The following is a 26,511-nucleotide window of genomic DNA, read 5'->3' on the forward strand; positions in this document are numbered from 1 at the left end:
CAATAGTAGACCCTCATGGTGAGGAGCGCCGCTTGCGGCGCGTCTCGAACCACGAGGCCAAGCACTTGCGCGGTCGCCAAGGGGCATATGCGATAGCCCTGCGCTTGCGGGGAGGGCTGGGGTCTCTCCGCAACCGATCAGCCCGGTTTGCCCGCCTTGATCTCCTTGAACCTGGCAAGCGCCTGCTCGAACTTGGCGTCGAACAGCCACATCGCATCGAGGATCTCGCGGAAGGTCGCAGATGTTCTTGCCCGGTCGGCCCGGCCGAAAGCGAAGATGCTGTTGTTGCGCAAGTATCGCATGATCCTGGCATCGGAAATTCTGTAACCGACGAGGTTGCCCGACCTGAGTGCGGCCCTGGTCGGCGTCGGAATGATCTGGATCAGCTCAAACAGCTTCATTTGATCGATCGGATCCGGCAGGGTTTTCAGAATCGCGGGGATCTCCGGGAAAATATCCGCGTGTGCGTTCATCAGGGCGTCCCGCACGGCGGTCCAGTGATTGAACCTGTGATCAAGGTTGCCGGCCCGCGCCTCTTCTTTGTCGTCACGACCGCTCAGTGCAGGATCGAGGGCCGCGATTGATCCCTTGATCGCTGCCCACTTCCTTCGGCCGTTGCGGTCTTCGGACGGACCGGTCTGCAGGCTCCCTTTGTAGGTGTTCGACCGCGCATTCCCCGCATTTTGCTTGCCGCCGGTCTCGGCAAAGAAAAGGCCGAGGCTGATACGGCCCGCGGCCGCGGCGTCCTTGGCATCGAGACCCTTGGCTCGCGCGATCGCGGCCGCCAGATCGACCACGTCCGTGAATGGCGTATCGGATCGTTGCGCGCTGGCGGGCGGCGCCTCCATGATGTCAAAGAGCTTCCTGTACTCGTCGAACAGCGGCTCATTGTCGGCGTCAAAATACGCCGGGGGAATTCGGAATCTGCTGGGTCTTCCAACCCTGGACGGAAGCGCATCGGTGAGATCCTTGTATGCGCTCATCATTTCGACGCGGGCCAGGTAGAGGGCCTGGCCCGGCAGATTGGGCAGCGGCTGATTGGAATCGATCTGTGCGCGTCGCTGGCGCAGGATCGACTCGAAGCTCTTCAGGGCATTCTCGTACGCCTCACGTGCGGCCGATTGCTGGCTCGTGAGCGCGAGGGGCGTCGCAATGGTTGGGGACGCGGAACCACCGATGACGGCCGAGGCCAGCGACAGGACCACCCCAAGCAGCCCGAGGGATCGCGCTGCTGCCGGCGCAACGGCAGATGTCCTGATCGCCATCACGGCTTCCCGATGCCTGTGCGTCGCCGAATCCAACAACTTGGATCGTAGACGACGAACGCCCCGGCGGCGAGGCCGAAGCCTGGCAATCCGTCAGTGGCCGTTTCTCAGCGCCGCCTCCAGCGCCTCGCTCGAGCACGGCTTGGTCAGCCGCGGCTTGTCGGCGAGCGATGCTGGCAGCTTGATGTCCGCGCCATAGCCCGTGACGAACGCGTAAGGCACCTTCAGCGCATCCAGCCGCTCGGCGATCGCGAACGTCATCTCGCCCCTGACGAGGCCGACGTCGAGCAGCGCGAAATCCGGCGCGCGCTCGGCGATCAGCTCGAGCGCACGGGCGACGTTCGCCGCGGTGCGCACCGTGCGGGCGCCGAAGCCGAGGATGGTGTCCTCGAAATAGAGCGAGATGATCGGATCGTCCTCGACCACGAGGACGTCACCGGGCATGCCGGCATTGGGGGTGAGGTCCATGGCGTGCCAGTTTCCGTTTGCTAGAGCTTGTTGTCTTGACGCGTTTTCTTCACGCGAACCGGTATCCAATTCGCTCGAAAACGCTCCAAAGCATGGATGAAAGACCGGATCAGTCCGGCCGGATGGCCCGCGACCGGCGCCTGAAAGCACGCCGGCTGTTCCCGAGATGAAACCACCACATCGCGAGCGGCGCCGTCTGTTCACTAGTGAACATAAATCCGGGAACCTTTCGATTATTGTCGGCGTTGGATTTTCAGGAATTTCCCATGATCGCGAAACGGACCGAGTTGGCCGGGACGAGTGATCGGCCATTCAACAATCTTTTGCGCCGGCTGAACGACGCCGATTACCAGTTGATCGCACCGCATCTGGGGTTGGTCGACGCGCAGGCCAACGACCTGCTCTACAGCCCCGGCGATGATGTTCAGACCGTGCATTTCCCGTGCGGGCCGAGCCTCGTCTCCTACATGGTGCCCAATGAGGACGGCCGCGATATCGAGACCATCCTGGTCGGTCGCGAGGGCGCGGTCGGCGGCATCGTCAGCCAGGGCTTCCTGCCGGCCTATACCCGCATCGCCGTCAAGTTCGGCGGCCCGTTCGCGCGGCTGCCGATCAGCAAGCTCAACGGCGCCAAGCTGAAGTCGATCTCGGTGCGCAACATCTTCGCGCGCTATGCCGATTGCATGCTGGCGCAGATCTTCCAGTCGACCGCCTGCAATGCCATCCACTCGATCGAGCAGCGCGCGGCGAAATGGATCATCTCGGCGATGGAGCGTACCAATGGCAACGGCATGGTGCCGCTGACCCATGAACAGCTCTCGACCCTGCTCGGCGTCGGCCGCAGCTACACCAGCCGCGTGATCCAGAACTTCAAGGCGGAAGGTGTGCTGGAGACGCGCCGCGGCGCGATCGTGATCCGCGACACGGACAAGCTGCGGCAGCGCTCCTGCCTGTGCAACGACGCGGTCAAGGATCATTTCGAGGAGGTACTGCGCGGGGTCTATCCGAGCGAGGACAACCCGGCGAACTAGGGTGTGTACGCATCATTCGTCGCATCCGCCATGCTTCCGGAACCCGACGCTAAACCCGACATCGCCGTAGGGGTTCGTCCTATCGCCCCAACCCGCGCGCTTAATGAGCGCTTAACGCTTTTGCGCAACAGATAGGATCACCAGCGCGGAATTAGTCCTTGTTATGAGTGCGAGCCGAGCTCCCGAGGAGGGGAATCGGATGGGACTGCTTGTTGTCGGAGCGCTGGCAGGAATCCTGGTCGGCTTTGGCTGGTTTGCGCCTTCCCGAGGGTATTTCCTTGGGTGTGGGTCAAGACCCTGTTTCGACAAGGTTGCAGTCGCCCCGCCCACAGAACCCATGCCGGCGGCGTTAGCGCCAGCTCCTGCGACCGTCAAATCGAAGTCTGCAACCCCGGCAAAATCCGGCAGGAGACCATCATCGAAGAAACACCGACCGGCCGACCTCGCCAAGGCGGCGTCCCCGCGGACGCGGAACAACGTCCCGACACCCGAACGCGCCGCGGACATGGCAGATCCTGTCCTCACCAAAGCGAAGGTCACGATTGCAGCGCAGATAGAGGATCCGGGATCGGCCGAATTCAGCGACATGAAGCGCGCCATGCGAAAGAACACGTTCGGGCGCGCCGTGGATACGATTTGCGGGCGCGTGAAGGGAAGAAGTGCGTCGGGCGGAGAGACTGGAGGGAGGCCGTTTCTGTATCTTGTGAAGGAGAATGAAGCGTATGTCGTCGACGGCAAATCGGGGTCGGCGGCGTCAACGGCGTATCGAAATATCTGCAAATAGGGGATGCGTCGACCGCGCCACGGCGCGCGTCCAAATGATTTGATCGGAAAGAATTTCCACCGAAGCGCCAGGCTATCCCGCAATGGATGCGATCCTGATGTCGGCGCTGCGCGTGATGATGCATTCAGGATGAATGCCGCAACGGTAAATGCGCAATACGCATCGATGGGACTGTCGCAGAAATTCTTTTCATTCCGAGGAAATCATGGACGACATAACGGACTCCTCAAAACGGCTCAATGGAGCGCTTCACGTACCGGTTCTGGTGATCATCGAGCAGCACCTGTTGCCCCGCACATGTATTCTCAACGTCCTCAGGCGGGAATTGGCCGACTTCGAGATCCTCGACATGGCAACGGTCCAAGGCCTGGACTGCATGTCGGCCCGCGACGTTCGTCTGGTGCTGCTGAGCATCGCGGACAAGCCCATCGGCGATCCCTCGGTCGAGGACGATCTCGCCTTCGTGGCCGAGCACTGTCCCAATGCCGCCGTCGCAATCCTGTCAAACCATGACGACGAGCCGACCGCACAAGCCGCGATGCAGCGGGGTGTTCGCGGCTTTCTTCCCACCTCGCTACCAATCGAGGTCGTCATCGCCGGCCTGCGCCTGGTTCTTGTCGGCGGCGTCTACAGGCCGTTGCCGGTCGCCGAAATGAACAGGATGCCGGGTTTCGATCCGCCGGACGCGCGCGGGCTCGCGTCCGCATATCTGATGAACGAGGCAGCCAGGGCGGCCATCGACAGGAGCGGTCTCACGCCTCGAGAGCAGCACGTTCTGGCGGAATTGGAACTCGGCCTGCCCAACAAGCTGATCGCAGCCAAATTGAAGCTCTCGGAAAGCACCGTCAAAATGCACATTCAGCATATCATGAGGAAATGTGCCGCTCATAATCGCACGGAAGCGGTCCTCCGCTGGCGCGGCCGGTCGCTCCCCCAGAATCGCGATCACGACCCCGGTACAGCCCCAATGCCGGAGACCTAGTCACCCTGAGCGGGATCAATCCTCTCTGAATGCACCGCGGAAGCTGTCGAGCAGGGGCCTGAGCGCGTAAAGTGCGACGGTACCGCGCCCCGTGGTGATGAACACTTGAACCGGCATACCGGGGACGATCTGGAAGTCGTTTGCGGCGATCTGCGCGTCGTCGATCCGGATCTTGGTCGCGTAGTATGGCTGGTCGGTACGCTTGTCGAGTAGCCGGTCTGCCGATACGTGCACGACGATTCCCTTCAGGCGCGGTACGCGACGCTGATTGTACGGCACGAGATGCACCTCGGCATTGAGGCCGGGATGAACCACATCAATGTCCTCGGGCCTCAGGCGGGCGGTCACGATGAGGCGGTCTTGCCGCGGCACCAGCTCCATGAGCGGAGCACCCGCCCCGATGACGCCGCCCGTCGTATGGATCCGCAAGTCGGTTATCACGCCGTCCTCAGGCGCCTTCACCTCCGTTCGCGATAGCTGATCCCTGGCCGCAAGCAACCGCTCGCGGAGCTGGAATATCTGGTTCTGTGCTTCACGAAGCGACTGTGCGATCTCGTTCTGCCTGTCGCTCTCGAGCTTGAACAATGTGGCCTGCTGCTCGCTGATGACCTGCCCGGCGCGAGAAATCTGCGCGGTGATCTCGCCGCGGCGACCCTCAACGTCGGCCAGTTCACGTTGCAGGTTCAGAAGCCGCGGCCGCCGTTCGAGTCCCTTGTTCACGAGCGTCGTGACCATATCCAGCTCTTCCCTGACGATGTCGACCCGCTGCCCGGTAGCGCTCTGCTGAGCCTTGAGACCTTCGATCTCCCTCTCGACTTGAAGCCTCCGTTCGCGAATGACCGCAAGCTGCGACTCATGAACCTGCCGGCGCGCCTGAAAAATGAACTGCTGCGCCGATACCGCGGCGGCGGCCACCCCATTTCGCTTGCTGTCCTGTTCCAGCGTGCTCGGGATTGCGATGCTCTCAAAGTTCTGCTGCTCGGCCTGAAGCCGCGCGGCACGAGCAATTGCATCCCACAACTGGCCTTGAAGGCTTTGCACCTCCGAGCCGGGCCGGGTGTCGTCCAGCGCGATCAGCGTCTGTCCGCTTCGCACGATATCGCCGTCCGAAACCAGGATCTTCCTGACGATCCCGCCTTCCAGGTGCTGAATCGTCTTGCGGCTCGATTCTGATTCCACGACGCCGGAAGCGATCGCCGCGCTCTCGAGAGGCGCGAGGCACGCCCATGTGCCAAGCCCCAGCATGAAGCAGAGCACCAGCAGGTTGCCCGCCAGGGTGATACCGCGAAGCCGTCCACGCGGAGAGATGGGTGTCGGGGTCGCACACCATGGATATTCGAGAGGCTCGAAATCGTCGATCGCAGTAACCACGACCCCGGATCGTCCGGCAAGCGCGGGACTTGCCGGCGTTCGCACGAGCTGGTCCCAGATCGCGGGTAGCCGCGATATCGTGGGAAGCTTCCAGATGGTGAGAGGATTCCGGATCATGGCGCAATCCGCGAGGTAACTTGGGGTCGGTTCAGGTGCCGCTCAAAGATTTCCTCGCTGTCGCCGAAAGCGACGACCGCCCCCTCCTCCATAATGGCAATCTTGTCTGTGGCTGCGAGCAGACCCATACGATGAGTGACGACGACCAGGATGACACCGGCGAGCTTCATGCGCTCGATCGCGTCCAGCAGCATTCGCTCGCCCCCGTAATCGAGACTGGCATTCGGTTCGTCGAGAACGATCAGGCGGGGACCGCCGAAAAAGGCCCGGGCAAGACCGAGGCGCTGCCGATATCCGCGCGAGAAGGATTTTTCACGGTGAATCACCGTGTCGTACCCGTGCGGCAGGCGCATGATCGCTTCATGAATTCCGGCCAGCTTGGCCGCTTCCACGACCTTCCGCCGATCGGCATCATCAAGCCGCGCGATGATATCGCTTATCGTATCGCCGAGCAGGTCGATGTCCTGGGGGAGATAACCGAGACGGTGGCCGCTTAGGCCCTCGCGAAGCAGCGAGACGTCGGTATTGTCGAGCAGGACACAGCCATGAGTTGGCGTCGACAGCCCGGCAATCACCTGGCCAAGCAGCGACTTGCCCGACCCGGACGCACCGATAATGCCAAGGCATTCTCCGCTCGCGAGCGTGAACGAGACACCGTTCAGCAGAACGTGGTTGGTCCCCGATAGCCTCACGCCGACGTTGTCGACAACGAGACCGCTCGACGCTTGCCGCTGCGAAACTTCTGGATCCTTCTGTCCGGCGGCGGGGGACGCGGCGAGAACCGCGCCGAGCCGCTGACAGGCACTCACGGCCGTCCTGAGTGACTTCCAGCCTGCGATCGCACTTTCGACCGGCGCGAGCGCGCGGCTGAACATCAGTGTCGAAGCAAAAATGATCGCCGGACTCTTTCCGTGATCGAGGACAAGCCACGCGGCAGCCCCCATTATCAACACCTGCGACAGCGCGCGGACCGGCTTGGTGACCAGCATCACGATCTCGCTTCGCCGGACTGCCACATCGTGCTCTCTGCGTGCCTCCTGCGCGTCATGGTAGATCGTGCGCGCAGCGCTTTCGAACATTCCCATGGCGCGGATCATGTGGATGTTGCCTGCGGCGGACTGGAGGCGGCCGTAGCTTCTGGACAGCGCGGCGCCGGATCTGAGCAGAACGTCCTCGGTAACCAGATCTCCGGCGACCGTGAGAGCGAAGAGGAAAGCCACACAGCAGGCGCCTACCACGCCAAGCAGGGGATGGATGAGAAAGAGGACCAGGAGAAATAGGGGCGCCCAGAGTGCGTCGAACAGCATCGGACATGCGCCGGAATCGATGAACTGGCGCAGCACGGTGAGATCCCGATATGCGTCCGACGCCCGCGTCCAATCGCTGCGAAACGCGGATTCGAGGCTGGCCGAAAGCACGCAAGGACGGAGCCGATCGTCGAGCCAGGCGCCAAGGCGACCCAGGACAGCGCGCCGCAAGGCATCGAACACGCCGCCGACCACGACCGTGATCGCGACAATGAGCGTGAGCAGGAGCAGCGTGTCGCCACTCCGGCTCGACAACACCCTGTCGTAGATCTGAAGAAGGTAGATGGAGGGCGCAAATAAAAGCAGGTTGTAGCTGCAGCTATACGCGAATACGAGACCAAGCGGTCCCGCACAGGACCAAAGGGCCGCGTGCAGTGGCGTCGGGATCTGCGGCAGAACAGGCAACCGAATGGGCGGCATCAGCATGATCGTCACCGCCTGAAATCGAAGTCCGGCGCACTTGCCCGACGGCCAACGCGATCTGCCAAAAAGGGCATCGGCAGGGCATCGGCTTGAACTGCGGGACCGGCAGCAAATGGCGGCCGGTCCCGCCACGGTCGGACGAGCCGATGGTCAGAATGTATCGAGGTGGAAGCTCACTTCTCCACCCAGCGCGGCGTTGCCGTCTCCGCCATTGCCGCCGATGCCAGCCAGGACCTCCTGGTGCTGGTCCACCGCGAGCTTGTTGATCTGAGTGGCATCCGTATTGGCATATACCTTGGAGGTATCGTGGCCGCTGTAGGATTTCTGGCTTCCGTTCGACTCGGCGCTTCCGCCATGGGCCTTCGCAAACACCGAGGCCGTCGCGTTTGCGCCGCCGGCGTCCCAATCTGCCGTCTGAGTGACGTGGTCGCCGGTGTTCACATGCACATCGGCACCTTCTGCCTTGTTGGTTGGATCGAAGTTGAGGGTCGGCTTGCTGATGATGGCTCCCTTGAAGGTACCGTCGCCGCCATTTCCGACACTTTGACCACCGGTGTTGATCGATTTGAATTCGATCGAATCCGAGATGCTGATCGCCTTGGGCAACATTTGAGCCTCCGTCCTTGTGTTGGCTGTCGTGCATCATCCATCCCGATCAGGCGGACGCGCACGGGCGAGTCTGATCCGGCGATACGCGCTGCCGATAGATGTCAAATCGGACACCATCCGGGTTGGTCGACCTACGTACGAAAGTATGACATTCGTCGCGCAACATCGGAGCTCGAAGCATCGGGGAGGCCGCCTCTGCGCGAGATTTGCATGCGCAGAGAGTCCGCGACCTTGCGACCGGCCTGCGCGAGCGGGTGCGATGTTTCGCTATGCCAACAGGTGAAGATCCGACAGAAGATGGGCGGAAAGATCGCCACCCAGCGCGAGATTGCCGTAGCCGCCGTCCCCACCAAGTCCGGCAATCTGGACCGCACTCTGGTCGATGTGCACGTTGTTGACCTGATCGGCCACGGCCGTCGAATGGGGCCCCGCGATTGCGATATTGATGGGTGCATAGATCGCGACGCTGACATCGATCAGGCTGCCGGCAAAATAGCCGTTGCCGCCGTTGCCTGCGCCGTTCGAGCCGGTCGCAATCGTGTCGGAGCCGCCCCACAAGCCGTGGGAAAGTAGGCTTGCATGGCCGCCCGTCGCGGCGTTGCCATTGCCACCGTGCCCGCCCATGGCGGCGATCTGAACTACGGATTGATCCACGTCGGCGTCATTCGTCTGGACTGAATGAACGTTAGAGCCATAGCCTGCGACTGCGATGTTGATCGGGTCGTACACTACGATCGAGGAATGCACGAGACTCCCGTAGAACGCGCCGTCGCCGCCGTTGCCGGCCTGACTCCCGCCCGTTTGAACGTCCCAGACGCTCCCTCCGTTGCTTGATCCCCAGCTGGGGTCGAGCGTGATGATGCTGCCGCCGACGGCCACATTGCCATTTCCGCCGCTGCCGCCGACGCCCGCGACCTGCGTAGCCGATTGATCGATGTCGACTGTGTTCGATTGACTTGCATAGGCCGTGCCGCCTGAGCTCGCCACCGCAATATTGATCGGATGATAGATCACCACGGGAGCGTCCACCAACGCACCCGAGAAATAGCCGCTGCCGCCATTTCCGGCGCCGTTGTCGCCGCTCCCGATCACGCCGGGGCCCAATGAAGCACTCAAGGAAGCACTGATGCTGCCTCCCGATGCAAGGTTGTCATTCCCACCATGTCCGCCGACGCCGGCCATCTGAAAGGCGGATTGATCGACATTCAAATCGTTGGACTGGTTGGCGACGGCGACCGAGCCGTATCCCAAATTTACCGAAATGTTGATCGGTTCATAGATCAACAAGGATGCGTGAATGATACCTCCGTAAAAGTAACCGTCTCCGCCGTTCCCGGCGGTGTTCGCCCCGCTCTCGATTGAAGCGATGCCCGTCGGGGAATGGGATGCGCCGGCAGCAGGCTTCGTTGCCGAAGCATCCAGGCTCGCCGCAGTGTGGTCGCCGACGTGGCCGCCGGTGCCGCCTCCCGACACGGTGGGATGGTCGGATTGGCCTGGGCCAGAGTCATAAGGCGGAGAATTCGCGGTCGAGGTATGCGCATCGAGCCCTGCAAACGGACCGCTCGGTGCCGGACCCGGCTCGTCGTCACCATCGTGCCCATCGTGGCGATGAGAGGCGTGATGCAGCCGGATCCCATCCGACATCCGCGAAAAATCCATCGTAGCCTTCCTCATCGCAATCGCTCCGCGCAATCGGGACGGGTTCTGCACTCCGGACAGAATGTCATCCTGGGAAGGTCGAAAGCCCAGCCGTCAGTTCGGATATAGCGCTTCGGATGGTCGCCGTAACATCGGCTATATCCGTTCGGGCGCGGTTACAGCCTCTGTAGTTTTGTGCGGGGCCGGCGTGGTCCATCAGCCCGCCGCTCCCAGGCGGGCGGGTTGATAACCTCGCCCCGCCATTGCAATCGGGAAGCCGCTATCGCGGACCGCGAAAATCACGCTACACTCGCCTCATGAGCGGGGCTGAACTTCACGCCGTTTTCGACGTTGCAGCATGGTGCGCCGCCGCGCTCGCGATGTGGTGGCTGTCGCGCCGGCGCGGGCTGCAATTCCCCCGGCAATCCTTCGAGCTGCCCTACATCGCCGCGCTGCTGTTCGGCGCTGGGATCGGCGCCTACATTTTCGGCACGCTGAACCTGTGGTTCTCGGGCATGGCGGGCGTCGCCCGCTCGGTCGAGGGCGCGCTGGCCGGCGGCATCGCCGCGATCGAGCTCTACAAATGGCGACACGGGATTTCGCTGCGCACCGGCGCGCGGTTCGCGCTGCCGCTTGCGATCGGCGTCGCGGTCGGCCGTCTCGGCTGCTATTTCGCGGGGCTCGAGGATTTCACCTATGGCACGCCGACCACGCTCCCCTGGGGCCATGATTTCGGCGACGGCGTGCTGCGTCATCCGGTGCAGCTCTACGAGAGCCTGGCGATGGCGGCGTTCGCGGCATTCTATGTCTGGGCCGTGTTGAACCGAAATGCCGCCGTCATCACCAACGGATTCTACCTCGTGCTGCTCTACTACGGGCTGCAGCGCTTCCTGTGGGAGTTCATCAAGCCCTATAGCACGCTGATCGGACCATTCTCGCTTTTTCACCTGCTGTCGCTGTTTGTCATGATTTACGCCGCCGTCATGCTGGCGACGGCGCCGAATGTGAGCTTGAAGCATGAACGCGCCGCTGCGTAAGGCACGCCCTTACATCTTCTGGGGCCAGACCCAGTCGCTTTGCGAAACCTGCCTGGCCCTGGTGCCGACCAAGATCCAGATATCAGGCAACGAGGTCTGGTACGAGAAGCGCTGCAAGCAGCATGGCGTGCAGTCGACGCTGGTCTCGACGGATGCGGCGTATTGGCGGCTGTGCAAGGATTTCATCAAGCCCGGCGACCGGCCGCTCGCGTTCCAGCGCCACACCGAATTCGGCTGCCCCTATGATTGCGGGCTGTGCCCGGACCACGAGCAGCACTCCTGCCTGGCGCTGATCGAGATCACCGAGCATTGCAATTTGACCTGCCCGGTGTGCTTTGCGGATTCCTCGCCGGCGCGCACCAGCTTCACGCCGCTGGCGAAAATCGAGAAGATGCTGGACGCGCTGGTCGCGAGCGAGGGCGAGCCCGATCTGGTGCAGATCTCCGGCGGCGAGCCGACGCTGCATCCGGATTTCTTCGCCATTCTGGATGCGGTGCGCGCCCGCCCGATCCGCCATGTCATGATCAACACCAACGGCCTCAGGATCGCGCGCGAGCCCGACTTCGTGGCGAAGCTCGCCGAGAACAAGCGCGGGCTGGAGGTCTATCTGCAGTTCGATTCGCTGAAGCGCGAGGCGCTGGTCAATCTGCGCGGCGCGGATTTGCGCAAGATCCGCCAACAGGCCCTTGAGAATCTCGAGCGCCACGGCGTCTCAACCACGCTGGTCGCGACCATCAAGCGCGGCGTCAACGACGGCGAGATCGGCGACATCGTCCGCCACGCGCTGACCTGGACATGCGTCCGCGGCGTCACGCTGCAGCCGGTGCAGGACGCCGGCCGCAACGAGCACTTCAACAAGGACACCGACCGCATCATGCTGTCGGAGATCCGCCGGCGCGTGATCGAGACCGGGGTGTTCGGCGCGAACGACATGATCCCTTTGCCGTGCAATCCCGAGAGCATCTCGATCGGATATGGCCTGCGCAACGGCGACAAGGTGCTGCCATTGACCTCGCTGATCCCGCAGGAGCAGCTCATCGCGGTGATGCCCAACACCATCAGCCCGGAGAAATATCCGGTGTTGCGGGAGAAGTTTGTCGACCTGTTCTCGCTGTCGTCGGGGCCGCTGAACACCTCGGAGCGGGTCTGCGAATTGCTGTGCTGCCTGCCGAGCTTCGAGGTGCCGGAGGGCCTGACCTACGAGAACGTGTTCCGCGTCACCATCGTGCAGTTTCTCGACCGCTTCAATTTCTGCGTCGGCAACGTCAAGCGAAGCTGCATCCACTTCGTCACCGAGAGCGGCGCGATCATTCCGTTCGACACCTACAATCTGTTCTACCGTGACGGAAAGATCGACGGCATCCGCGCCGCGATGGCCGGCCAGACTTACCGCGAGACGCGGCAAAGCGAGGAGGTGCCGCGATGAGCGAGACCAATCCACCGCCCATCCCGCCTGCACCACCGGAGCCACCCTACCAATACATCCCGCCGCCACCGTCGCCACGCAGCGGCTGCGCCACCGCGTTCATGGTGCTGTTCGGGCTGGTCCTGCTGCTGCCCGGGCTCTGCGCCCTCCTGTTCGGGTTCGGCGTCCTGAGCGAGTCGAAAACCGATCCCTCCATTCTCTTCCTGATCCTGCTCGGGCTCGCGGTCTGCTTCGCCGGCGTGATGCTGATCCGCGCCGCGATCAAGGGACGGAGCTGACGGACCATTCGACGACGCATGTCCGACACCGACGAGCCGCCCCCGGAACGACCATCGACGCCGCCTTCGGCGGCGGAAGGCTGCCTGTCGATGCTGATGCTGCTGGTCGGCATCGTGTTGTTGCTTCCCGCCTTATGCGTCGTGATGGCTGGCCTCAAATCCGGCATGTCGCTCCGAGCGGCCGACTTCCCTATCCTGCTCGTCATTCTCGCGATCGCCCTCATTGGTGGCTGGCTGATCTGGTTGGCGACGCGTCCGCGGACTCGCTAGATCGGTAAATCTCATGAGCAATATCGAGCAGACCCCGCCGATCAGACCACCGGAACGCGGGCAGCGCAGCGGTTGCGCCACCGCCCTCATGCTGGTCGTGGGGGTGATCCTGCTGATCCCGGGGGTCCTGTGCGCCATTCTCAACGCCAAGATGGGCGCCGGGGCCGGTGGCGACCCCATCACCATGTTCGTGATGATGGCGGCGCTGGGCGGGCTTGGCCTGATCGTGTTCGCGATTACCCGGAAGTAAGCCCTGAAAGCCCTCAAAGCCCGCCTTTGGAGCGAAAATCAGCCCTCCAAACAGCCAATAAATCATTGTTTTTTGGCGTTTTCTGACTATATTGCGCCGCAACGCGCAAGGTGCCCGGTCCTCTGACCGGGCTTCCTTTTTGGGGTGATGCGTCCCCGTCAAATTTCTTGGGTATGAGCGTGATCCGGGCCCGAATGGGCCACGCGAGCGAGCGGCCGGCCAAACTGGTCCGGCGAGATCGCGCATCTGACCATTGCACGACCAGAAGAAGAGCCATGAACCTTCGCAACGTCGCCATCATCGCCCACGTCGACCACGGCAAGACCACCCTCGTCGACCGCCTGCTGCAGCAATCCGGCACCTTCCGCGAGAACCAGAAGGTCACCGAGCGTGCCATGGACTCCAACGACCTGGAGCGCGAGCGCGGCATCACCATCCTGGCCAAGGCCGCCTCGGTGCAGTGGAAGGACATCCGCGTCAACATTGTCGACACCCCCGGCCACGCCGACTTCGGCGGTGAGGTCGAGCGTATCCTCAACATGGTGGACGGCGCGCTGGTGCTGGTCGACGCCGCCGAGGGCCCGCTGCCGCAGACCAAGTTCGTGGTGTCGAAGGCGCTCAAGATCGGGCTGAAGCCGATCGTCGTGATCAACAAGGTCGACCGTCCCGACGCACGCCCGACCGAAGTCATCAACGAGGTGTTCGACCTGTTCGCGGCGCTCGACGCGAGTGAAGAACAGCTCGACTTCCCGATTTTGTACGGGTCGGCGAAGCAGGGCTGGATGGCGGAGAGCCCGGAGGGTCCGAAGGACCTCGGCATGCAGCCGCTGTTCGACCTGATCGTGCGCCATGTCGAGCCGCCGAAGGTCGAGGAAGGCCCGTTCCGCATGATCGGCACCATCCTCGAGGCCAACCCCTATCTCGGCCGCATCATCACGGGCCGCATCTCCTCGGGCTCGATCAAGCCGAACCAGCAGGTCAAGGTGCTGTCCGCCGACGGCAAGCTGATCGAGAGCGGCCGCCTGACCAAGATCCTCGCCTTCCGCGGCCTCGAGCGCACCCCGCTTGAGGAGGCCGAGGCCGGCGACATCGTCGCGATCGCGGGCCTCACCAAGGGCACCGTTGCCGACACCTTCTGCGATCCCACCGTCGAGACGCCGCTGCCGGCGCAGCCGATCGATCCGCCGACGGTGTCGATGTCGTTCATCGTCAACAACTCGCCGCTCGCCGGCACCGAAGGCGACAAGGTGACCTCGCGCATGATCCGCGACCGCCTGATGCGCGAGGCCGAGGGCAATGTCGCGCTGCGCGTCGTCGAGGCCGCCGACAAGGATTCCATGGAGGTCTCCGGACGCGGCGAATTGCAGCTCGCGATCCTGATCGAGACCATGCGCCGCGAGGGCTTTGAGCTCTCGGTGTCGCGCCCGCGCGTCGTGCTGCAGAAGGACGAGGCGACCGGCGCCTGGCAGGAGCCGATCGAGGAAGTCGTGATCGACGTCGACGAGGAGCATTCCGGCGTCGTCGTGCAGAAGATGAGCGAGCGCAAGGCCGAGATGATCGAGATGCGCCCCTCCGGCGGCAACCGCCTGCGGCTGGTGTTCTACGCGCCGACCCGCGGCTTGATCGGCTACCAGGGCGAACTGCTCACGGACACCCGCGGCACCGCGATCATGAACCGCATCTTCCACGGCTATGCCGCCTACAAGGGCGAGATCCAGGGCCGCCGCAACGGCGTGCTGATCTCCAACGACCAGGGCGAAGCGGTGGCCTATGCGATGTTCAAGCTGGAAGACCGCGGCCCGATGATGATCGAGCCGGGCTGGAAGGTCTACAAGGGCATGATCGTCGGCGAGCACACCCGCGACAACGACCTCGAGATCAACGTGCTGAAGGGCAAGCAGCTCACCAACATCCGCACCACCTCGAAGGACGAGGCGGTGCGCCTGACGCCGCCGATCCGGATGACCCTGGAAAAGGCGCTCGCCTATATCGAGGACGACGAGCTCGTCGAGGTGACGCCGAAGTCGATCCGGCTGCGCAAGAAGCACCTCGACCCGAACGACCGCAAGCGCGCCGAAAAGGCCAAGGAAGCTGTGGCGTAAGCGGTGGCTTAAGCGATGGCGTAAGCCCCACTGTCATGCCCCGGCTTGACCGGGGCACCCGGTACGCCGCGGCCTGTCGGCTTAGTCTCCTCTGCCTCTGGAATACTGGATCACCCGCATGCGCATGCGCGGGTGATGACAGTTATGCGCGGGGTGACTTTAGGCGTCTTTCCAGACGTGCTAGAGCCGGGACATGACTTCCCTTCCCTCCACGGTCGATGTTGCCATCATCGGTGCCGGCGCCGCAGGCCTCGGTGCCGCGAATGCGCTGAAGGACTCCGGCCTCTCCACGATCGTGCTGGAGGCCCGCGACCGCCTCGGCGGCCGCGCGCATACGATTCAGGCCGCGCCCGACGTGGTGTTTGACGTCGGCTGCGGCTGGCTGCATTCGGCCGACCGGAACAGCTTTGTCGGCATCGCCCGGCAACTCAACTTCGAACTCAACAAGGACCTGCCGCCGTGGCGCGAGCGCGCCTACGGCGAGGCGTTCCCGCAGGCCGCTCGCGACGACTTCACGCACGCACTCGATCAATTCTACGACCGCATCGAGCAGGCGGCGCAGCAGGGCAAGGACCGCCCGGCCAGCCTGTACCTCGAGCCCGGCAACCGCTGGAACCCGATGATCGATGCGATCTCCACTTATGTGAACGGCAGCGAGCTCGACCAGGTCTCGATCCTCGATGTCGATGCCTATGAAGACACCGACATCAATTGGCGGGTGCGGCGCGGCTATGGCGCGCTGGTCGCGGCCTATGGCGCACAGGTGCCGGTCGCGCTGAACTGCGCGGTCAGGCTGATCGATCACTCCGGCAAGCGCATCCGCATCGAGACCTCGCGCGGTGTACTTGAGGCGGACAAGGTGATCGTCACCGTGCCGACCAACCTGATCGCCGATCAGGCGATCCGCTTTTCGCCTGCGCTGCCGGACAAGCTCGACGCCGCGCGCGGTCTGCCGCTCGGCCTCGCCGACAAGGTGACGCTGGCGCTCGCCGAGCCCGAGGCGTTGCCGAAGGAAGGCAATCTGCGCGGCGCCACCATGCGCACCGAGATGGGCACCTATCATATCCGCCCGTTCGGCCAGCCCTGCATCGAAGGCTTCTTCGGCGGCCGTTTTGCGCGACAGCTCGAAAATGCCGGCGACGGCGCCATCGCCGCGCACAGCATCGACGAGATCGTCTCCTTCCTCGGCACCGATTTCCGCCGCAAGCTGAAGCCGCTCAGCGAATCCCGCTGGGCCCGAGACCCGTTCGCCCGCGGCTCCTACTCGCACGCATTGCCCGGCCACGCCGACAAGCGCGCCGTGCTGGCCGCGCCAGTCGACGGCCGGCTGTTCTTCGCCGGCGAAGCGACGTCGCCGGAGTTTTTCTCGACCGCGCACGGCGCGCGGGACTCGGGGGAGCGGGCGGCGAAGGAAGTGGTGGCGGCACTGCCGCGCAAATAGTCGCGTCGTCATTGCGAGCGAAGCGAAGCAATCCATCTCTCCGCTTGTGGCAGCATGGATTGCTTCGCTTCGCTCGCAATGACGGAGACTACTCCAGCACCCGCGCCCGCATGTCGGCGTCGGGCACGAAACACGTCTCGTACTTCCCGAAGATCTTGTACCGGTTGCGGGCGATGAGGCTGTAGACGGCGTCGCGCAGCGGCTTCGGCACCGCGAACAGCGCGCGGGTCCAGCCCCAGCCGGGCAGATGACTCAGCACCGTCAGCGCCGCATCGGATTTCATGTAGGCGACGCCGCCATGAACGACGGCGTTGGTGTCGGGGTCGTCAGGATCGATGCCGAATGCCCTTGCCAGCCGCGTGCCGTAGCCGGACTGGATCGGCGTGAAGCGGAAGCGGCGTGCCGTGTCGCGGTCGATGACGAAGCGGACCCAGCGCGAGCAGAAGATGCAGACGCCGTCATAGAGGATCACGTCGTCGTCGGGCCAAATGCTCATTCTTGATTCCTTTCGACGCGTTTTCTTCACGCGAACCGGTTCCCACTTCGCTTGAAAACGCTATCGGTTATCCAGGATCAACAGCGCGACCAGCATCAGCACGATCGCAGGTCCCGTCTTCACCAGCGCGCCGAGCGGCTCGATCCAGAGATCCGGCGTCAGGATCGCCGATCCCACCATGTAGCCGAGCGAGGCGATGATGCCCGCGATCAGACCGAACGCCGCGGTGCGGCGGATCGCGATCAGCACCCCGATGCTCATGTCCATCAGGCTGGTCAGCACCGTCACCGGCCCGACCAGCGACGGCGGGAAATGGTGCGCACGCAAGATGCCTGCCGCGGCGTCATAGGAAATCACCAGCGCGATGAAGCCGGATGCGACCCAGAACAGCACGAGGCTCACGAAGATCAGCGCCTTGATCAGGAACAACCGCGCGAACCATTTGTCCTGAATGGTCGCGGGGCGCCCGCCGACCGCTTGCGCAATTGTCTTCGGCACGATGCCGGTCGCTTGCATCCAGCCTGCGGGATCGCCGGTGACGCCGCGGCGCAGCTCGGCGATCGCGGTGGAGCGCAGCGGCGGCATCCAGCCGAGGCGGCTTGCGAGATCGCCGAGGCGGGCGCCGAGATCGACCAGGAACGGCGGCGTCGCGATGCGGACATGCTTTGCCGTGCCGAACGACCGGCGGAACTGGGCGATGACGCCGCCGAGCGAAATCGGCTGCTTCTGCATCAGGTCCCATGTCACCGATCGCATCGCTTCATCGGCGACATCGCGCGCCGCAAGCCAGGCGATGGTGGCGGCGATATCCTCGACTGCGACCGGCTGGAACGGCGTCGCGGCCTCATCGGCCGGCAGATCGATCGGCAGCGCCGCCAGCGCGCGCAGCATGGCGCTGCCGCCATAGGCCGACGGCGCGATGACGAAGCCCGGACGCAGGATCGCATGAGGAATCCCGGACGCCGCAATCAGCCGTTCGGCCTCGCGCTTGGTGGTGCTGAAGGCGGTGCGGTCCGCATCGGCCGTGCCGGGAATCGAGATGTGGACGAGACGGATCGCGCGGTGGCTGTCACCAATCGCCCGCAACAGCCGCGCGACGAGGTCGCGGTGCACCGCGCTTGTGTCGTTGCCCGGACCATCCTGCAGCACGCCGAGGCAGTTCACGACGATGTCTACCTCGTGCGTGCGAAGCAGCTGCGTCAGCGCCGCGGCATCCATCGACATGACAGGCAGCTCGATGTCGGCCGCGCTCATTTTCTGCGCCGGCGTGAAGTGCCGCGCGATGCCGATCACGTGAAAGCCGCGCGCCCGCAGATCGTCGGTGATGGTGCGCCCGATCAGGCCCGACGCGCCGAGCACGAGGATGTTGTGTGATGCATCGTCACTCATGGAGCCCTGGACTATCTGGTGGTCATTCCGGGGCGCGAAGCGAACCCGGAATCTCGAGATTCCCCGATGCGCAATTGCGCATCTGGGGTTCGCTGCTTCGCATCGCCCCGGAATGACGACACTGCGCTAAAATGGTTTCGCGATCATCAGCCAGAGGATGATCATCACGGAGCCGAAGCCGGGAATACCGAACAGGAACCAGCGGCGAAACAGCGCAAAATAACGCGGCGGCAGCGGAAGACCTTTTTCGACGGCCGCCTGCGCGAGGTTGCGCATCTCGATCTGCATGAAGACCACGGGAACCCAGAACACGCCGGCGAGCGCGTAGAGCGCAAGCGAAACCACGAGCCAGCGCTCGGCGATGCTCGTTGCCGACAGCAGCATCAGCAGTCCACCGCTCGCCGGCTGCAGCAACACGGCGGTCAGCGTGAAGATCATGTCCGCGATCACGACGGTCGCCGCCGTGCGCGCGATGAACGCCGCATCCTGCGTGCGGTGCGCCGCCAGCATGAAGAAGGCGATGCCGGTCCCGGTGCCCAGGATCACGATGGCGCCGAGCACGTGCAGATATTTGATCAGGAAGTAGAGCGTCATCGCAGTCCGCTCGTAATCAGGCCAACTTCGGCGCGCACAAATACCGCCGCTGCCATAGGCCGGTCGGGCGCGAAAATCCACTGCGGCAGCGCAGGCGTGGCGCGGTCGGAGTACCCACATCGCGTCTGGATTCGCTCGCAGAATCCTGGCCGCGAATCAGCCCCCGAATGAGCTTTTTCCAACTATGGCAGTGTCATACTGCGCTCGCGATACACGCTTTGCACAGCTCCGGATCGGCGGTTGGCCGCTTGAACTCCGGCAAGTGTCCTCTTTCGGAACAAGTTCTCACGACACTGATGCAGAAAATCCACAGATTAACCGATAATTAACGATGGACCTTGAAGGCGGCCCGCCGACTTGCTTTGATTACACCCATGAGCACAACGCTAATCGAGGTCCGGCCGGCCAAAGCTGCAGACGCGGCGGCGGTGGCGTCTACCCATGACGAAGCCTGGCGCTCGGCGTATCAGGGAATCATCCCCGGCGCCGAACTCGAAAAGCTGATCAATCGCCGCGGCCCGCAGTGGTGGGACAGCGCCATCCGCAAGGGCAGCCGCGTCAGCGTGCTGGTGTTCGGCGACCGGGTCGCAGGCTACGCCAATTACGGCCGCAATCGCGCCCGCAGCCTGCATTTCGAAGGCGAGATCTACGAGCTCTATTTGCGGCCGGAATTCCAGGGGCTTGGCTTCGGCCGGCGCCTGTTCGCCTCCGCCCGCCGCGACCTGATGCAGAGCGGCCTCAAGAGCATGGTGATCTGGGCGCTGTCCGACAACGAGCCGGCGACCGAGTTCTACCGTGCGCTGGGCGGCCGGATGGTGGCGCGCTCCTCGGAGCGGTTCGGGCCCAAGTCGCTCGACAAGGTCGCTTTCGCCTGGGCGAACTGAAAATCCTGCTTCTCTCGCAGCTGCAGCAAGGCTAAACCAGCCTCAAGCGCTGCGCGCGTCGGCCAGCCCGGCCTCAAGGCCGGGCCTGGAGCCCTTTTGCGGCCCGGCGGCGCCAACCAAAAAATCACATCGTTCTCAACTTCCAGAGGCCACGCGGAGCAATCCATGCGTATCGACGCCATATCGATCGGAAAAAATCCGCCCCACGACGTCAACGTCATCATCGAGGTTGCCGTCGGCGGCGAGCCAATCAAGTACGAAATGGACAAGGAGGCCGGCACGCTCGTGGTGGACCGCTTCCTCTACACGCCAATGCGCTATCCCGGCAATTACGGCTTCATCCCGCACACGCTGTCCGGCGACGGCGATCCCTGCGACGTGCTGATCGTCAACACCCGTGCGATCGTGCCGGGCGCGGTGATGAGCGTCCGCGTGGTCGGCGTGCTCCTGATGGAGGACGAGGCCGGCGGCGACGAGAAGATCATCGCGGTGCCGTCATCGAAGCTGACGCAGCGCTACGACAAGGTGCAGAACTACAACGACCTGCCGGACATCACGCTGCAGCAGATCCAGCACTTCTTCGAGCACTACAAGGACCTCGAGAAGGGCAAGTGGGTGAAGGTGCTGCGCTGGGGCGACGCCGACGAAGCCCGCAGGCTGATCCTCGAAGGCATCGAGCGCGCGAAGAAGAAGTGACTAACCTCGCCCCGCTTGCGGGGAGAGGTCGGATCGCATGTAGCGGAGCGGAATGCGATCCGGGTGAGGGGGTATAGGTCTCTCGACAATCCCACCTCGGAGAGGGGCCCCTCACCCCAACCCTCTCCCCGCAAGAGCGGGGCGAGGGAGCAACTCACACCGCCGGAGCCGGCAAGCCCTGGATCGCGCAGGCGGCGCGCAGCGTGTTGACCAGGAGGCACGCCACCGTCATCTGCCCGACGCCGCCGGGCACCGGCGTGATTGCGCCGGCGACATTGAGCGCTTCCTGGAACGCGACATCGCCGACCAGCTTCGGCTTGCCGCCGGGCACCGGAATGCGGTTGATGCCGACATCGATCACCGTCGCACCCGGTTTCAGCCAGTCGCCCCGCACCATCTCGGGCCGGCCGACCGCGGCATAGACCAGATCGGCATGGGCGCAGAGCTTTGGCAGATCGCGCGAGCGCGAATGCGCGATCGTCACCGTCGCGTTCTCGTTCAGCAGCAATTGCACCAGCGGACGGCCGACCAGATTGGAGCGGCCGATCACGATCGCGTTCATGCCCTCGAGCGAGGCGTGCACGCTCTTGGTCAGGATGATGCAGCCGAGCGGCGTGCAGGGCGACAGCGCGGCCAGGCCCCCGGCGAGCCGGCCGGCATTGCTGGGGTGCAGGCCATCGACGTCCTTGGCCGGATCGATCGCGTTGATGATGGTCTCGGTGTGCAGCGATTTCGGCAGCGGCAGCTGCACCAGGATGCCATGCACCATGGGATCGCGGTTGAGCCGCGCGATCAGCGCCAGGAGATCGGCCTGCGACACATCCTCCGGCAGCTTGTGCTCGAACGAGGCCATGCCGGCGGCCTGGGTCTGGGTGTGCTTGCTGCGGACATAGACCTCGCTCGCGGGATCATGGCCGACCAGCACGACGGCGAGCCCCGGCGTGAGCTGATGGTCGCGCTTGACCCGGGCGACCTCGTCGGCGACGCGGGCGCGAAGCTCGGCGGCGATGGCTTTTCCGTCGATGATGCGGGCAGTCATGTCAGTCCCTCGTCTGCTGGTTCGGCTTGGCCGCAGTCAGCTTCCTCAATGTATCGCCGAGCCCTTTCGGATCGCCGTCCACCGCGACCTGCTTGAGCCGCGAGGTAGCGCCGGACAACAGCCTCACCCTGGCCTTCGGCACGCCGAGCGCCTTGGCCAGCAGCTCAGTCACCGCACGGTTGGCCTCGCCGCCCTCGGCGATGGCGCGCACCCGCACCTTCACCACCGAACGGCCGTTGGCCAGCGTTTCGATCCCGTCGATGTCGTCGCGGCCGCCGCGCGGCGTCACGCGCAACGCGATGCTGATGCCCTCGGTGGAATAGCGCCAAGGATCCATCAAGGCTCCTCGCCAAGGCTCCGTCGAAAGGATCAGATCACGTTGGGATAGATGTAATAGGCGATCACCCGCTGGATGAACATGATGATCAAAATCACGATGATCGGCGAGATATCGAGCCCGCCCAGATTCGGCATCACGTTGCGGATCGGCCGCAGCACCGGCTCGGTGATCCGGTAGAGGAACTCGGCCACCGCGGAAACGAACTGGTTGCGCGTGTTGACCACATTGAAGGCGACCAGCCAGGACAGGATGGCGGAGGCGATCAGCAGCCAGACATAAAGGTCGAGGATGATGATGACGATGTCGAGAACAGCGCGCATATGAGGGGGGCTCGCGGGTAAGACAATCGATTGAAGCGCAACGAGACCGGACTGAGCCGCCATCGCGCTTCTTGATTGAGCAGGATCGTTTCGGAAAACCGCTATGCACTGGGGGCTGGCGCGGTCCGCCGGGTCGGGATCACGCTCTAAATATCGGTTCATCCCCCCGCAAACAAGGGAAGTTCCCGGCGGGACGGGCCGAAAACCGCGCTTTCACCGTTCTTGACTTGACCTTGGGCGGGACTGTAAATGGCGCCCGACTGACGGCCGGGATACTCAGCAACACCCGGCCGCGATGGGGCCATAGCTCAGCTGGGAGAGCGCGTCGTTCGCAATGACGAGGTCGGCGGTTCGATCCCGCCTGGCTCCACCACGCTTCGCCCTTCGGGCTACGCGTGGCGCAGCCGCGCAGGAGCCTGAAGGGCGAAGCGTGGTGTCCGGCGAAGCCCAAAGGGCGAAGACGGACCTTTAACCCGGCACTCCCCCCTCACGTCCCCGTAAACCGCGGCGGCCGCTTCTCCACAAAGCTCGCGACGCCTTCCCTGAAATCATTGCCCTTCAGCGCGATCTGCATCTCGCGATTGGCATCGATGGTGGCTTCGGCGAGCGTCTGGAACGGCACGTCGTAGACCTGGCGCTTGATCACCGCGATCGCGCTCGGGGAGACGAAATCGGCGAGGTCGCGGGCGTAGGCATAGGTTTCCTCGCGCAGCTTCTCCGGCGAGGAGAGCCGGTTGACGAGGCCGATGCGCAGCGCCTCCTCGGCCGACACGCGCCGCGCCGACATCAACAGATCGAGCGCGTTGGCGTGGCCGACGATACGCGGCAGCATCCAGCTGATGCCGTGTTCGGCGATCAGGCCGCGCCGTGCGAAGGCGGTGGTGAACACCGCGGTGTCGGCGGCGAAGCGCAAATCGCAATAGAGCGCGTGGACCAGGCCGATGCCGGCGGTAGCGCCGTTGAGCATCGCGATCACGGGCTTCCTGATCGCGGGGTAGTAGGCGTAACGCGTCTGCCAGTCGGCGCGCCGGTTCATGTCGAACGGGATGTTCTCGCCGCGCCTGACCTCGTTGGGATCGATCCCTTTCAACGCGTCCATGTCGGCACCGGCGCAGAAGCCGCGGCCCGCGCCGGTCAGCACGATGACGCGAACGTTGTCGTCGTTGGCCGCCGCTTCCATCGCGTGGCGCACGTCGCGCTCCATGATCGCGGTCCACGCATTCATGCGATCGGGGCGATTGAGCGTGATGGTCGCGATCCTGTCGCTGACCTCATAGAGGATGTGCTCGTAGCTCACGGCGATCTCCCTGTGCCTTGTTGTTATTGATACGCGCGGCGATACGGCCCGCGCCCGGCGGCCGACAGTAACACATTCACGAGAATGAAAAGCCGGCGCGAAATTCCGCGTGGCGGCTATTCCGCGGCCTGCAGCAGCTGCCGTTGCGGCACGCGCGCGATCCAGCCGTCGATGAAATGCTTCAGCCACGCGCGTTCGGCGACATCGTGGACGGCACGCTCGGCGAAGTGCAGATGGCCCGGTTGTGCGCCCGGCGAATCCATCCGTGCGCAACCGCGTGTGGTCCAGCGATGCATCATCGCGTAGGTCACGTCGGGATGGAATTGCAAGCCGAAGGCGTTGCCGAACTGGAACGCCTGCACCGGGAAATCATCGCCCGCCGCGAGCAGGTCGGCGCCGGCGGGCAGTTGAAATCCCTCGCCGTGCCAGTGATAGACCCGCGCCGGCCAGTCCGGGCAGAGCGTGCGGCCCGCCTCGGTCGGCCTGACCGGATAATAACCGACCTCGACACGGCCTTGCGGATGCGGCGCGACCGTGGCGCCGAGCTGCCGCGCCAGCATCTGCGCGCCGAGGCAGATGCCCAGGAACGGGCGCTGCTCGCGCAGCGGAACGGCGATCCAGTCGATCTCGCGCCGCACGTAGTCGTCGCCGTCGTTGGCGCTCATCGGGCCGCCGAAGATCACCGCGCCGGCATGCGCGTCGAGCGTTGCGGGCAGCGCGTCGCCGAAGCGCGGGCGGCGGATGTCGAGGCGGTAGCCCAGCGCGCGCAGGGCATTGCCGATCCGGCCGGGAGTCGATGTCTCCTGATGCAGCACGACCAGCACCGGCCGCAACGGGGTCTGGTCCGAGACCTCAGCCGTGACCGCGGTCGGCCTTCGGCTGGCGAAGGGCACCACGACACGGCTCTGGTCAGACCGGAACGACATTGCCTCTGCTTAAAGTTTCGGCACGTAAGGCGGGATCATAGCTAAGTGGTCGTTAACATCGTGTGAGTTTGCGCACACCTTGACGAAGCAAATCGCGGGCCAGAAAACAGCCTTAACGGCGACGCGTGGGACGTTTTTCAGGGGCAGCTAGCGCTTGCGGAGCTGAAATCCGCCGACCGCCGTCAGGATGAAGGAGCGCGGAAACAGCCGGAGCAGGAACGGCACCAGCTTGATGAAGGCGCCGGGCAGCACCGCGCGCTTGTTGGCCATCAATCCGCGATAGGCCTGGCGGGCCACCTCTTCCGGCGTAACGTTGAGGATCGCGGAATCGAATCCGGGGGCAAACCCGGCGCGATCCTGAAACTCCGACGGTACCGGGCCCGGGCAACACACGGTGACACGCACACCCTGCGGCGCCAGCTCACAGCGCAACGCCTCGGAAAACGACAGCACATAGGCCTTGCTGGCGTAGTACACGGCCATGCCGGGGCCCGGCAGAAATCCGGCGATCGAGCCGAGATTGAGGATGCCGCCGCGGTTGCGGATCAGCTGGTCGGCAAAGCGCAGCGTCAGATCGGTCAGCGCGCGGATATTGACATTGATGATGTTGAGCTGCTCGGCACGGTCGCGCTCGATGGCGCGGCCGAACAGGCCGAAGCCGGCATTATTGACGAGAAATTCGACCTCGACCCCGGCATCGGTCAGGGCCTGCGCGATCCGATCGCCCGCATCTGTGTGCTGGAGATCACAGGGGATCACAATCGGCGTTGCGCCGCCCTTGGCCCCGAGCTCGTCGGCAAGGGCCTTCAGGCGGTCGGCGCGCCGCGCCACCAGCGCCACACGGTGACCATTCGATGCAAACACGCGCGCCAGTTCGGTGCCTATGCCCGCCGATGCCCCGGTTATCAGCGTCACACGCTCGGTCACGTTTCAAACTCTTACTGCAAATTCTAGTGAGGTCCCCAACAAGGCGACGAGAGCATAGGCATGCGGTGGGACGCAAGCCGTGTGTAAGCTTATGGACAGCGGCGAGGCACTGGTTTTGTGATGAAACGCCAGATTTTCAGTCGGATCGCCCACGATCGCGGCGGACATTAAAATTTCGTCATCCGTGATGCCGGTGACGATGCGTCCGCCGGCGCGGGCAATCGCGTCAGATTGCGGCGTCCGCCGTGCCCCAGGGGCCCTTTGGCAGTGCCGCCTGCTTCTCGGCGACCCGATGCTTGAGATCGATGCGGTCGCGCGAGGAAATGCCGAGCAGATCGGCGGCGCGCCAGACCACATTATCCTCGAACTCGCTGACCTGGCCGTCGGCATAGACCAGCTCCCACATCATCTCGACGATGCGCAGCCGTCCCTCCTCGTTCACCGAGCGCATGATCACACTGGTAAAGTGATAGAGATCGACGGCCTCGCCCTCGACGCGCATGGCAGAGGCGATCAGCTTGTCGGCCGCGCCGCGGTCGAGCTGGAAACGGCTCTCGATCAGGCCGTGCAGCTTGCGCGTCTCCGCAGGCGTCGGCTCGCCGTCCAGCGAGACGACATGCACCAGCAGCGCCGTCGCCGCCAGGCGATAGTCGCCGTCATCGAAGGTGCGGTCGGCCTGAGCATCGGGGGAAACGATATCGGCAATGAATTGGCGAAGTCCGTCGAGCATCGTTCTCTCTGTGGAATGAAGCCTGCCTGATTTGAGCGTGATCTATCCGGGCATCAAGTTTTCCGGACCATGCT

The 26,511-nt window shown here is 63.9% G+C and carries 28 protein-coding genes and 1 tRNA gene; 13 read left to right on the forward strand and 16 right to left on the reverse strand.

The window, feature by feature from the left end; genetic code table 11:
• Window positions 1-137: 137 nt before the first annotated feature.
• Together PMN64_RS09500 and PMN64_RS09505 are read right to left on the reverse strand one after the other, a co-directional pair.
• Entirely contained in the window at window positions 138-1,265 is a 1,128-nt protein-coding gene (locus tag PMN64_RS09500) for a hypothetical protein (protein WP_411780499.1), read from the reverse strand.
• A gap of 93 nt (window positions 1,266-1,358) precedes the next feature.
• On the reverse strand, window positions 1,359-1,733 hold the full coding sequence (locus PMN64_RS09505) for a response regulator (RefSeq protein ID WP_411780500.1): 375 nt from the start codon (window positions 1,731-1,733) through the stop codon (window positions 1,359-1,361).
• Window positions 1,734-1,999: 266 nt separating this feature from the next.
• Here PMN64_RS09505 and PMN64_RS09510 point away from each other — a divergent pair, with 266 nt between their 5' ends.
• The 3 genes from PMN64_RS09510 to PMN64_RS09520 all read left to right on the forward strand — a co-directional run bounded on the left by PMN64_RS09510 (window position 2,000) and on the right by PMN64_RS09520 (window position 4,530).
• Window positions 2,000-2,764, forward strand: a complete 765-nt coding sequence (locus PMN64_RS09510) for a Crp/Fnr family transcriptional regulator (RefSeq protein WP_411780501.1) — start codon at window positions 2,000-2,002, stop codon at window positions 2,762-2,764.
• A 199-nt stretch (window positions 2,765-2,963) separates the two neighbouring features.
• The gene (locus tag PMN64_RS09515; RefSeq protein ID WP_411780502.1) at window positions 2,964-3,548 is read left to right on the forward strand and encodes a hypothetical protein; all 585 of its coding nucleotides are present in this window, start codon (window positions 2,964-2,966) and stop codon (window positions 3,546-3,548) included.
• 205 nt (window positions 3,549-3,753) lie between these two features.
• Window positions 3,754-4,530 carry a LuxR C-terminal-related transcriptional regulator gene (locus PMN64_RS09520; RefSeq protein ID WP_411780503.1) on the forward strand — a complete coding sequence of 259 codons (777 nt, stop codon included), beginning with the start codon at window positions 3,754-3,756 and terminating at the stop codon, window positions 4,528-4,530.
• Window positions 4,531-4,545: 15 nt separating this feature from the next.
• Here the strand turns inward: PMN64_RS09520 and PMN64_RS09525 are convergent, their stop codons facing one another.
• The 4 genes from PMN64_RS09525 to PMN64_RS09540 form a co-directional block, all read right to left on the reverse strand.
• Window positions 4,546-6,018: an HlyD family type I secretion periplasmic adaptor subunit gene (locus PMN64_RS09525; protein WP_411780504.1), complete on the reverse strand. Its 1,473-nt coding sequence runs from the start codon at window positions 6,016-6,018 to the stop codon at window positions 4,546-4,548.
• Window positions 6,015-7,751 (reverse strand): type I secretion system permease/ATPase, encoded by a 1,737-nt coding sequence (locus tag PMN64_RS09530; protein WP_411780530.1) that lies wholly within the window; start codon window positions 7,749-7,751, stop codon window positions 6,015-6,017. Before PMN64_RS09530 ends, PMN64_RS09525 begins: the two co-directional genes overlap by 4 nt.
• 147 nt (window positions 7,752-7,898) lie before the next feature.
• A complete protein-coding gene (locus tag PMN64_RS09535; protein ID WP_028343759.1) occupies window positions 7,899-8,357 on the reverse strand; it encodes a hypothetical protein in 459 nt (152 codons plus the stop codon).
• Between the two features lie 267 nt (window positions 8,358-8,624).
• Window positions 8,625-10,016 carry a hypothetical protein gene (locus tag PMN64_RS09540; RefSeq protein WP_411780505.1) on the reverse strand — a complete coding sequence of 464 codons (1,392 nt, stop codon included), beginning with the start codon at window positions 10,014-10,016 and terminating at the stop codon, window positions 8,625-8,627.
• 296 nt (window positions 10,017-10,312) lie between these two features.
• Here PMN64_RS09540 and PMN64_RS09545 point away from each other — a divergent pair, with 296 nt between their 5' ends.
• The 7 genes from PMN64_RS09545 to PMN64_RS09575 all read left to right on the forward strand — a co-directional run bounded on the left by PMN64_RS09545 (window position 10,313) and on the right by PMN64_RS09575 (window position 16,799).
• The gene (locus tag PMN64_RS09545) at window positions 10,313-11,032 is read left to right on the forward strand and encodes a prolipoprotein diacylglyceryl transferase (protein ID WP_411780506.1); all 720 of its coding nucleotides are present in this window, start codon (window positions 10,313-10,315) and stop codon (window positions 11,030-11,032) included.
• Window positions 11,013-12,458: a radical SAM protein gene (locus tag PMN64_RS09550; protein ID WP_411780507.1), complete on the forward strand. Its 1,446-nt coding sequence runs from the start codon at window positions 11,013-11,015 to the stop codon at window positions 12,456-12,458. The genes PMN64_RS09545 and PMN64_RS09550 overlap by 20 nt, the downstream gene beginning before the upstream one ends.
• Window positions 12,455-12,736 (forward strand): hypothetical protein, encoded by a 282-nt coding sequence (locus PMN64_RS09555; RefSeq protein WP_411780508.1) that lies wholly within the window; start codon window positions 12,455-12,457, stop codon window positions 12,734-12,736. The genes PMN64_RS09550 and PMN64_RS09555 overlap by 4 nt, the downstream gene beginning before the upstream one ends.
• An 18-nt stretch (window positions 12,737-12,754) precedes the next feature.
• Window positions 12,755-13,006, forward strand: a complete 252-nt coding sequence (locus tag PMN64_RS09560) for a hypothetical protein (protein WP_304498048.1) — start codon at window positions 12,755-12,757, stop codon at window positions 13,004-13,006.
• A gap of 13 nt (window positions 13,007-13,019) precedes the next feature.
• Window positions 13,020-13,256: a hypothetical protein gene (locus PMN64_RS09565; protein WP_411780509.1), complete on the forward strand. Its 237-nt coding sequence runs from the start codon at window positions 13,020-13,022 to the stop codon at window positions 13,254-13,256.
• A 275-nt stretch (window positions 13,257-13,531) separates the two neighbouring features.
• Entirely contained in the window at window positions 13,532-15,358 is a 1,827-nt protein-coding gene (typA, locus tag PMN64_RS09570; protein ID WP_016847242.1) for a translational GTPase TypA, read from the forward strand.
• Between the two features lie 193 nt (window positions 15,359-15,551).
• Window positions 15,552-16,799, forward strand: coding sequence for a flavin monoamine oxidase family protein (locus PMN64_RS09575; protein WP_411780510.1), 1,248 nt, complete (start codon window positions 15,552-15,554; stop codon window positions 16,797-16,799).
• Window positions 16,800-16,887: 88 nt separating this feature from the next.
• Here the strand turns inward: PMN64_RS09575 and PMN64_RS09580 are convergent, their stop codons facing one another.
• The 3 genes from PMN64_RS09580 to PMN64_RS09590 all read right to left on the reverse strand — a co-directional run bounded on the left by PMN64_RS09580 (window position 16,888) and on the right by PMN64_RS09590 (window position 19,278).
• Window positions 16,888-17,295 (reverse strand): thiol-disulfide oxidoreductase DCC family protein, encoded by a 408-nt coding sequence (locus tag PMN64_RS09580; protein ID WP_411780511.1) that lies wholly within the window; start codon window positions 17,293-17,295, stop codon window positions 16,888-16,890.
• Between the two features lie 60 nt (window positions 17,296-17,355).
• Entirely contained in the window at window positions 17,356-18,684 is a 1,329-nt protein-coding gene (locus PMN64_RS09585) for an SDR family oxidoreductase (protein WP_411780512.1), read from the reverse strand.
• A 126-nt stretch (window positions 18,685-18,810) separates the two neighbouring features.
• Window positions 18,811-19,278, reverse strand: coding sequence for a DUF2269 family protein (locus PMN64_RS09590; RefSeq protein ID WP_411780513.1), 468 nt, complete (start codon window positions 19,276-19,278; stop codon window positions 18,811-18,813).
• Between the two features lie 374 nt (window positions 19,279-19,652).
• Between PMN64_RS09590 and PMN64_RS09595 the strand changes: the two genes are divergently transcribed.
• Both PMN64_RS09595 and ppa read left to right on the forward strand, forming a co-directional pair.
• Window positions 19,653-20,162, forward strand: coding sequence for a GNAT family N-acetyltransferase (locus PMN64_RS09595; RefSeq protein WP_028343770.1), 510 nt, complete (start codon window positions 19,653-19,655; stop codon window positions 20,160-20,162).
• 165 nt (window positions 20,163-20,327) lie between these two features.
• Window positions 20,328-20,858 carry an inorganic diphosphatase gene (gene ppa / locus PMN64_RS09600; RefSeq protein WP_050383570.1) on the forward strand — a complete coding sequence of 177 codons (531 nt, stop codon included), beginning with the start codon at window positions 20,328-20,330 and terminating at the stop codon, window positions 20,856-20,858.
• Between the two features lie 154 nt (window positions 20,859-21,012).
• Here ppa and folD read toward each other — a convergent pair whose 3' ends face one another.
• Genes folD through PMN64_RS09615 form a run of 3 tightly spaced genes read right to left on the reverse strand, consistent with a single transcriptional unit; the run spans window position 21,013 to window position 22,557 of the window.
• Window positions 21,013-21,897 carry a bifunctional methylenetetrahydrofolate dehydrogenase/methenyltetrahydrofolate cyclohydrolase FolD gene (gene folD / locus PMN64_RS09605; RefSeq protein ID WP_411780514.1) on the reverse strand — a complete coding sequence of 295 codons (885 nt, stop codon included), beginning with the start codon at window positions 21,895-21,897 and terminating at the stop codon, window positions 21,013-21,015.
• Between the two features lies 1 nt (window position 21,898).
• The gene (locus PMN64_RS09610) at window positions 21,899-22,234 is read right to left on the reverse strand and encodes a DUF167 domain-containing protein (protein ID WP_080583546.1); all 336 of its coding nucleotides are present in this window, start codon (window positions 22,232-22,234) and stop codon (window positions 21,899-21,901) included.
• A gap of 32 nt (window positions 22,235-22,266) precedes the next feature.
• The gene (locus tag PMN64_RS09615; RefSeq protein WP_016847252.1) at window positions 22,267-22,557 is read right to left on the reverse strand and encodes a YggT family protein; all 291 of its coding nucleotides are present in this window, start codon (window positions 22,555-22,557) and stop codon (window positions 22,267-22,269) included.
• A 297-nt stretch (window positions 22,558-22,854) separates the two neighbouring features.
• Between PMN64_RS09615 and PMN64_RS09620 the strand changes: the two genes are divergently transcribed.
• Window positions 22,855-22,930 (forward strand) — tRNA-Ala (locus PMN64_RS09620).
• 114 nt (window positions 22,931-23,044) lie between these two features.
• Here PMN64_RS09620 and PMN64_RS09625 read toward each other — a convergent pair.
• The 4 genes from PMN64_RS09625 to PMN64_RS09640 form a co-directional block, all read right to left on the reverse strand.
• Window positions 23,045-23,854 (reverse strand): enoyl-CoA hydratase, encoded by an 810-nt coding sequence (locus PMN64_RS09625; protein ID WP_028337384.1) that lies wholly within the window; start codon window positions 23,852-23,854, stop codon window positions 23,045-23,047.
• Between the two features lie 116 nt (window positions 23,855-23,970).
• Entirely contained in the window at window positions 23,971-24,780 is an 810-nt protein-coding gene (locus PMN64_RS09630; RefSeq protein WP_411780515.1) for a glutamine amidotransferase, read from the reverse strand.
• A gap of 147 nt (window positions 24,781-24,927) precedes the next feature.
• Window positions 24,928-25,707 carry an SDR family NAD(P)-dependent oxidoreductase gene (locus PMN64_RS09635; protein ID WP_411780516.1) on the reverse strand — a complete coding sequence of 260 codons (780 nt, stop codon included), beginning with the start codon at window positions 25,705-25,707 and terminating at the stop codon, window positions 24,928-24,930.
• Between the two features lie 226 nt (window positions 25,708-25,933).
• A complete protein-coding gene (locus tag PMN64_RS09640; RefSeq protein WP_016847256.1) occupies window positions 25,934-26,437 on the reverse strand; it encodes a TerB family tellurite resistance protein in 504 nt (167 codons plus the stop codon).
• Between the last annotated feature and the right edge of the window lie 74 nt (window positions 26,438-26,511).

The sequence above is a fragment of the Bradyrhizobium sp. UFLA01-814 genome (assembly GCF_046718885.1).
Classification (GTDB): Bacteria; Pseudomonadota; Alphaproteobacteria; order Rhizobiales; family Xanthobacteraceae; genus Bradyrhizobium; species Bradyrhizobium elkanii.

Excerpts from the sequence above, each read along its gene's own strand:
- PMN64_RS09500 (WP_411780499.1), bottom strand. The coding sequence starts at position 1,265 with ATGGCGATCAGGACATCTGCCGTTGCGCCGGCAGCAGCGCGATCCCTC.
- PMN64_RS09505 (WP_411780500.1), bottom strand. The coding sequence starts at position 1,733 with ATGGACCTCACCCCCAATGCCGGCATGCCCGGTGACGTCCTCGTGGTC.
- PMN64_RS09510 (WP_411780501.1), top strand. The coding sequence starts at position 2,000 with ATGATCGCGAAACGGACCGAGTTGGCCGGGACGAGTGATCGGCCATTC.
- PMN64_RS09515 (WP_411780502.1), top strand. The coding sequence starts at position 2,964 with ATGGGACTGCTTGTTGTCGGAGCGCTGGCAGGAATCCTGGTCGGCTTT.
- PMN64_RS09520 (WP_411780503.1), top strand. The coding sequence starts at position 3,754 with ATGGACGACATAACGGACTCCTCAAAACGGCTCAATGGAGCGCTTCAC.
- PMN64_RS09525 (WP_411780504.1), bottom strand. The coding sequence starts at position 6,018 with ATGATCCGGAATCCTCTCACCATCTGGAAGCTTCCCACGATATCGCGG.
- PMN64_RS09530 (WP_411780530.1), bottom strand. The coding sequence starts at position 7,751 with ATGCTGATGCCGCCCATTCGGTTGCCTGTTCTGCCGCAGATCCCGACG.
- PMN64_RS09535 (WP_028343759.1), bottom strand. The coding sequence starts at position 8,357 with ATGTTGCCCAAGGCGATCAGCATCTCGGATTCGATCGAATTCAAATCG.
- PMN64_RS09540 (WP_411780505.1), bottom strand. The coding sequence starts at position 10,016 with ATGGATTTTTCGCGGATGTCGGATGGGATCCGGCTGCATCACGCCTCT.
- PMN64_RS09545 (WP_411780506.1), top strand. The coding sequence starts at position 10,313 with ATGAGCGGGGCTGAACTTCACGCCGTTTTCGACGTTGCAGCATGGTGC.
- PMN64_RS09550 (WP_411780507.1), top strand. The coding sequence starts at position 11,013 with ATGAACGCGCCGCTGCGTAAGGCACGCCCTTACATCTTCTGGGGCCAG.
- PMN64_RS09555 (WP_411780508.1), top strand. The coding sequence starts at position 12,455 with ATGAGCGAGACCAATCCACCGCCCATCCCGCCTGCACCACCGGAGCCA.
- PMN64_RS09560 (WP_304498048.1), top strand. The coding sequence starts at position 12,755 with ATGTCCGACACCGACGAGCCGCCCCCGGAACGACCATCGACGCCGCCT.
- PMN64_RS09565 (WP_411780509.1), top strand. The coding sequence starts at position 13,020 with ATGAGCAATATCGAGCAGACCCCGCCGATCAGACCACCGGAACGCGGG.
- typA (WP_016847242.1), top strand. The coding sequence starts at position 13,532 with ATGAACCTTCGCAACGTCGCCATCATCGCCCACGTCGACCACGGCAAG.
- PMN64_RS09575 (WP_411780510.1), top strand. The coding sequence starts at position 15,552 with ATGACTTCCCTTCCCTCCACGGTCGATGTTGCCATCATCGGTGCCGGC.
- PMN64_RS09580 (WP_411780511.1), bottom strand. The coding sequence starts at position 17,295 with ATGAGCATTTGGCCCGACGACGACGTGATCCTCTATGACGGCGTCTGC.
- PMN64_RS09585 (WP_411780512.1), bottom strand. The coding sequence starts at position 18,684 with ATGAGTGACGATGCATCACACAACATCCTCGTGCTCGGCGCGTCGGGC.
- PMN64_RS09590 (WP_411780513.1), bottom strand. The coding sequence starts at position 19,278 with ATGACGCTCTACTTCCTGATCAAATATCTGCACGTGCTCGGCGCCATC.
- PMN64_RS09595 (WP_028343770.1), top strand. The coding sequence starts at position 19,653 with ATGAGCACAACGCTAATCGAGGTCCGGCCGGCCAAAGCTGCAGACGCG.
- ppa (WP_050383570.1), top strand. The coding sequence starts at position 20,328 with ATGCGTATCGACGCCATATCGATCGGAAAAAATCCGCCCCACGACGTC.
- folD (WP_411780514.1), bottom strand. The coding sequence starts at position 21,897 with ATGACTGCCCGCATCATCGACGGAAAAGCCATCGCCGCCGAGCTTCGC.
- PMN64_RS09610 (WP_080583546.1), bottom strand. The coding sequence starts at position 22,234 with ATGGATCCTTGGCGCTATTCCACCGAGGGCATCAGCATCGCGTTGCGC.
- PMN64_RS09615 (WP_016847252.1), bottom strand. The coding sequence starts at position 22,557 with ATGCGCGCTGTTCTCGACATCGTCATCATCATCCTCGACCTTTATGTC.
- PMN64_RS09630 (WP_411780515.1), bottom strand. The coding sequence starts at position 24,780 with ATGTCGTTCCGGTCTGACCAGAGCCGTGTCGTGGTGCCCTTCGCCAGC.
- PMN64_RS09640 (WP_016847256.1), bottom strand. The coding sequence starts at position 26,437 with ATGCTCGACGGACTTCGCCAATTCATTGCCGATATCGTTTCCCCCGAT.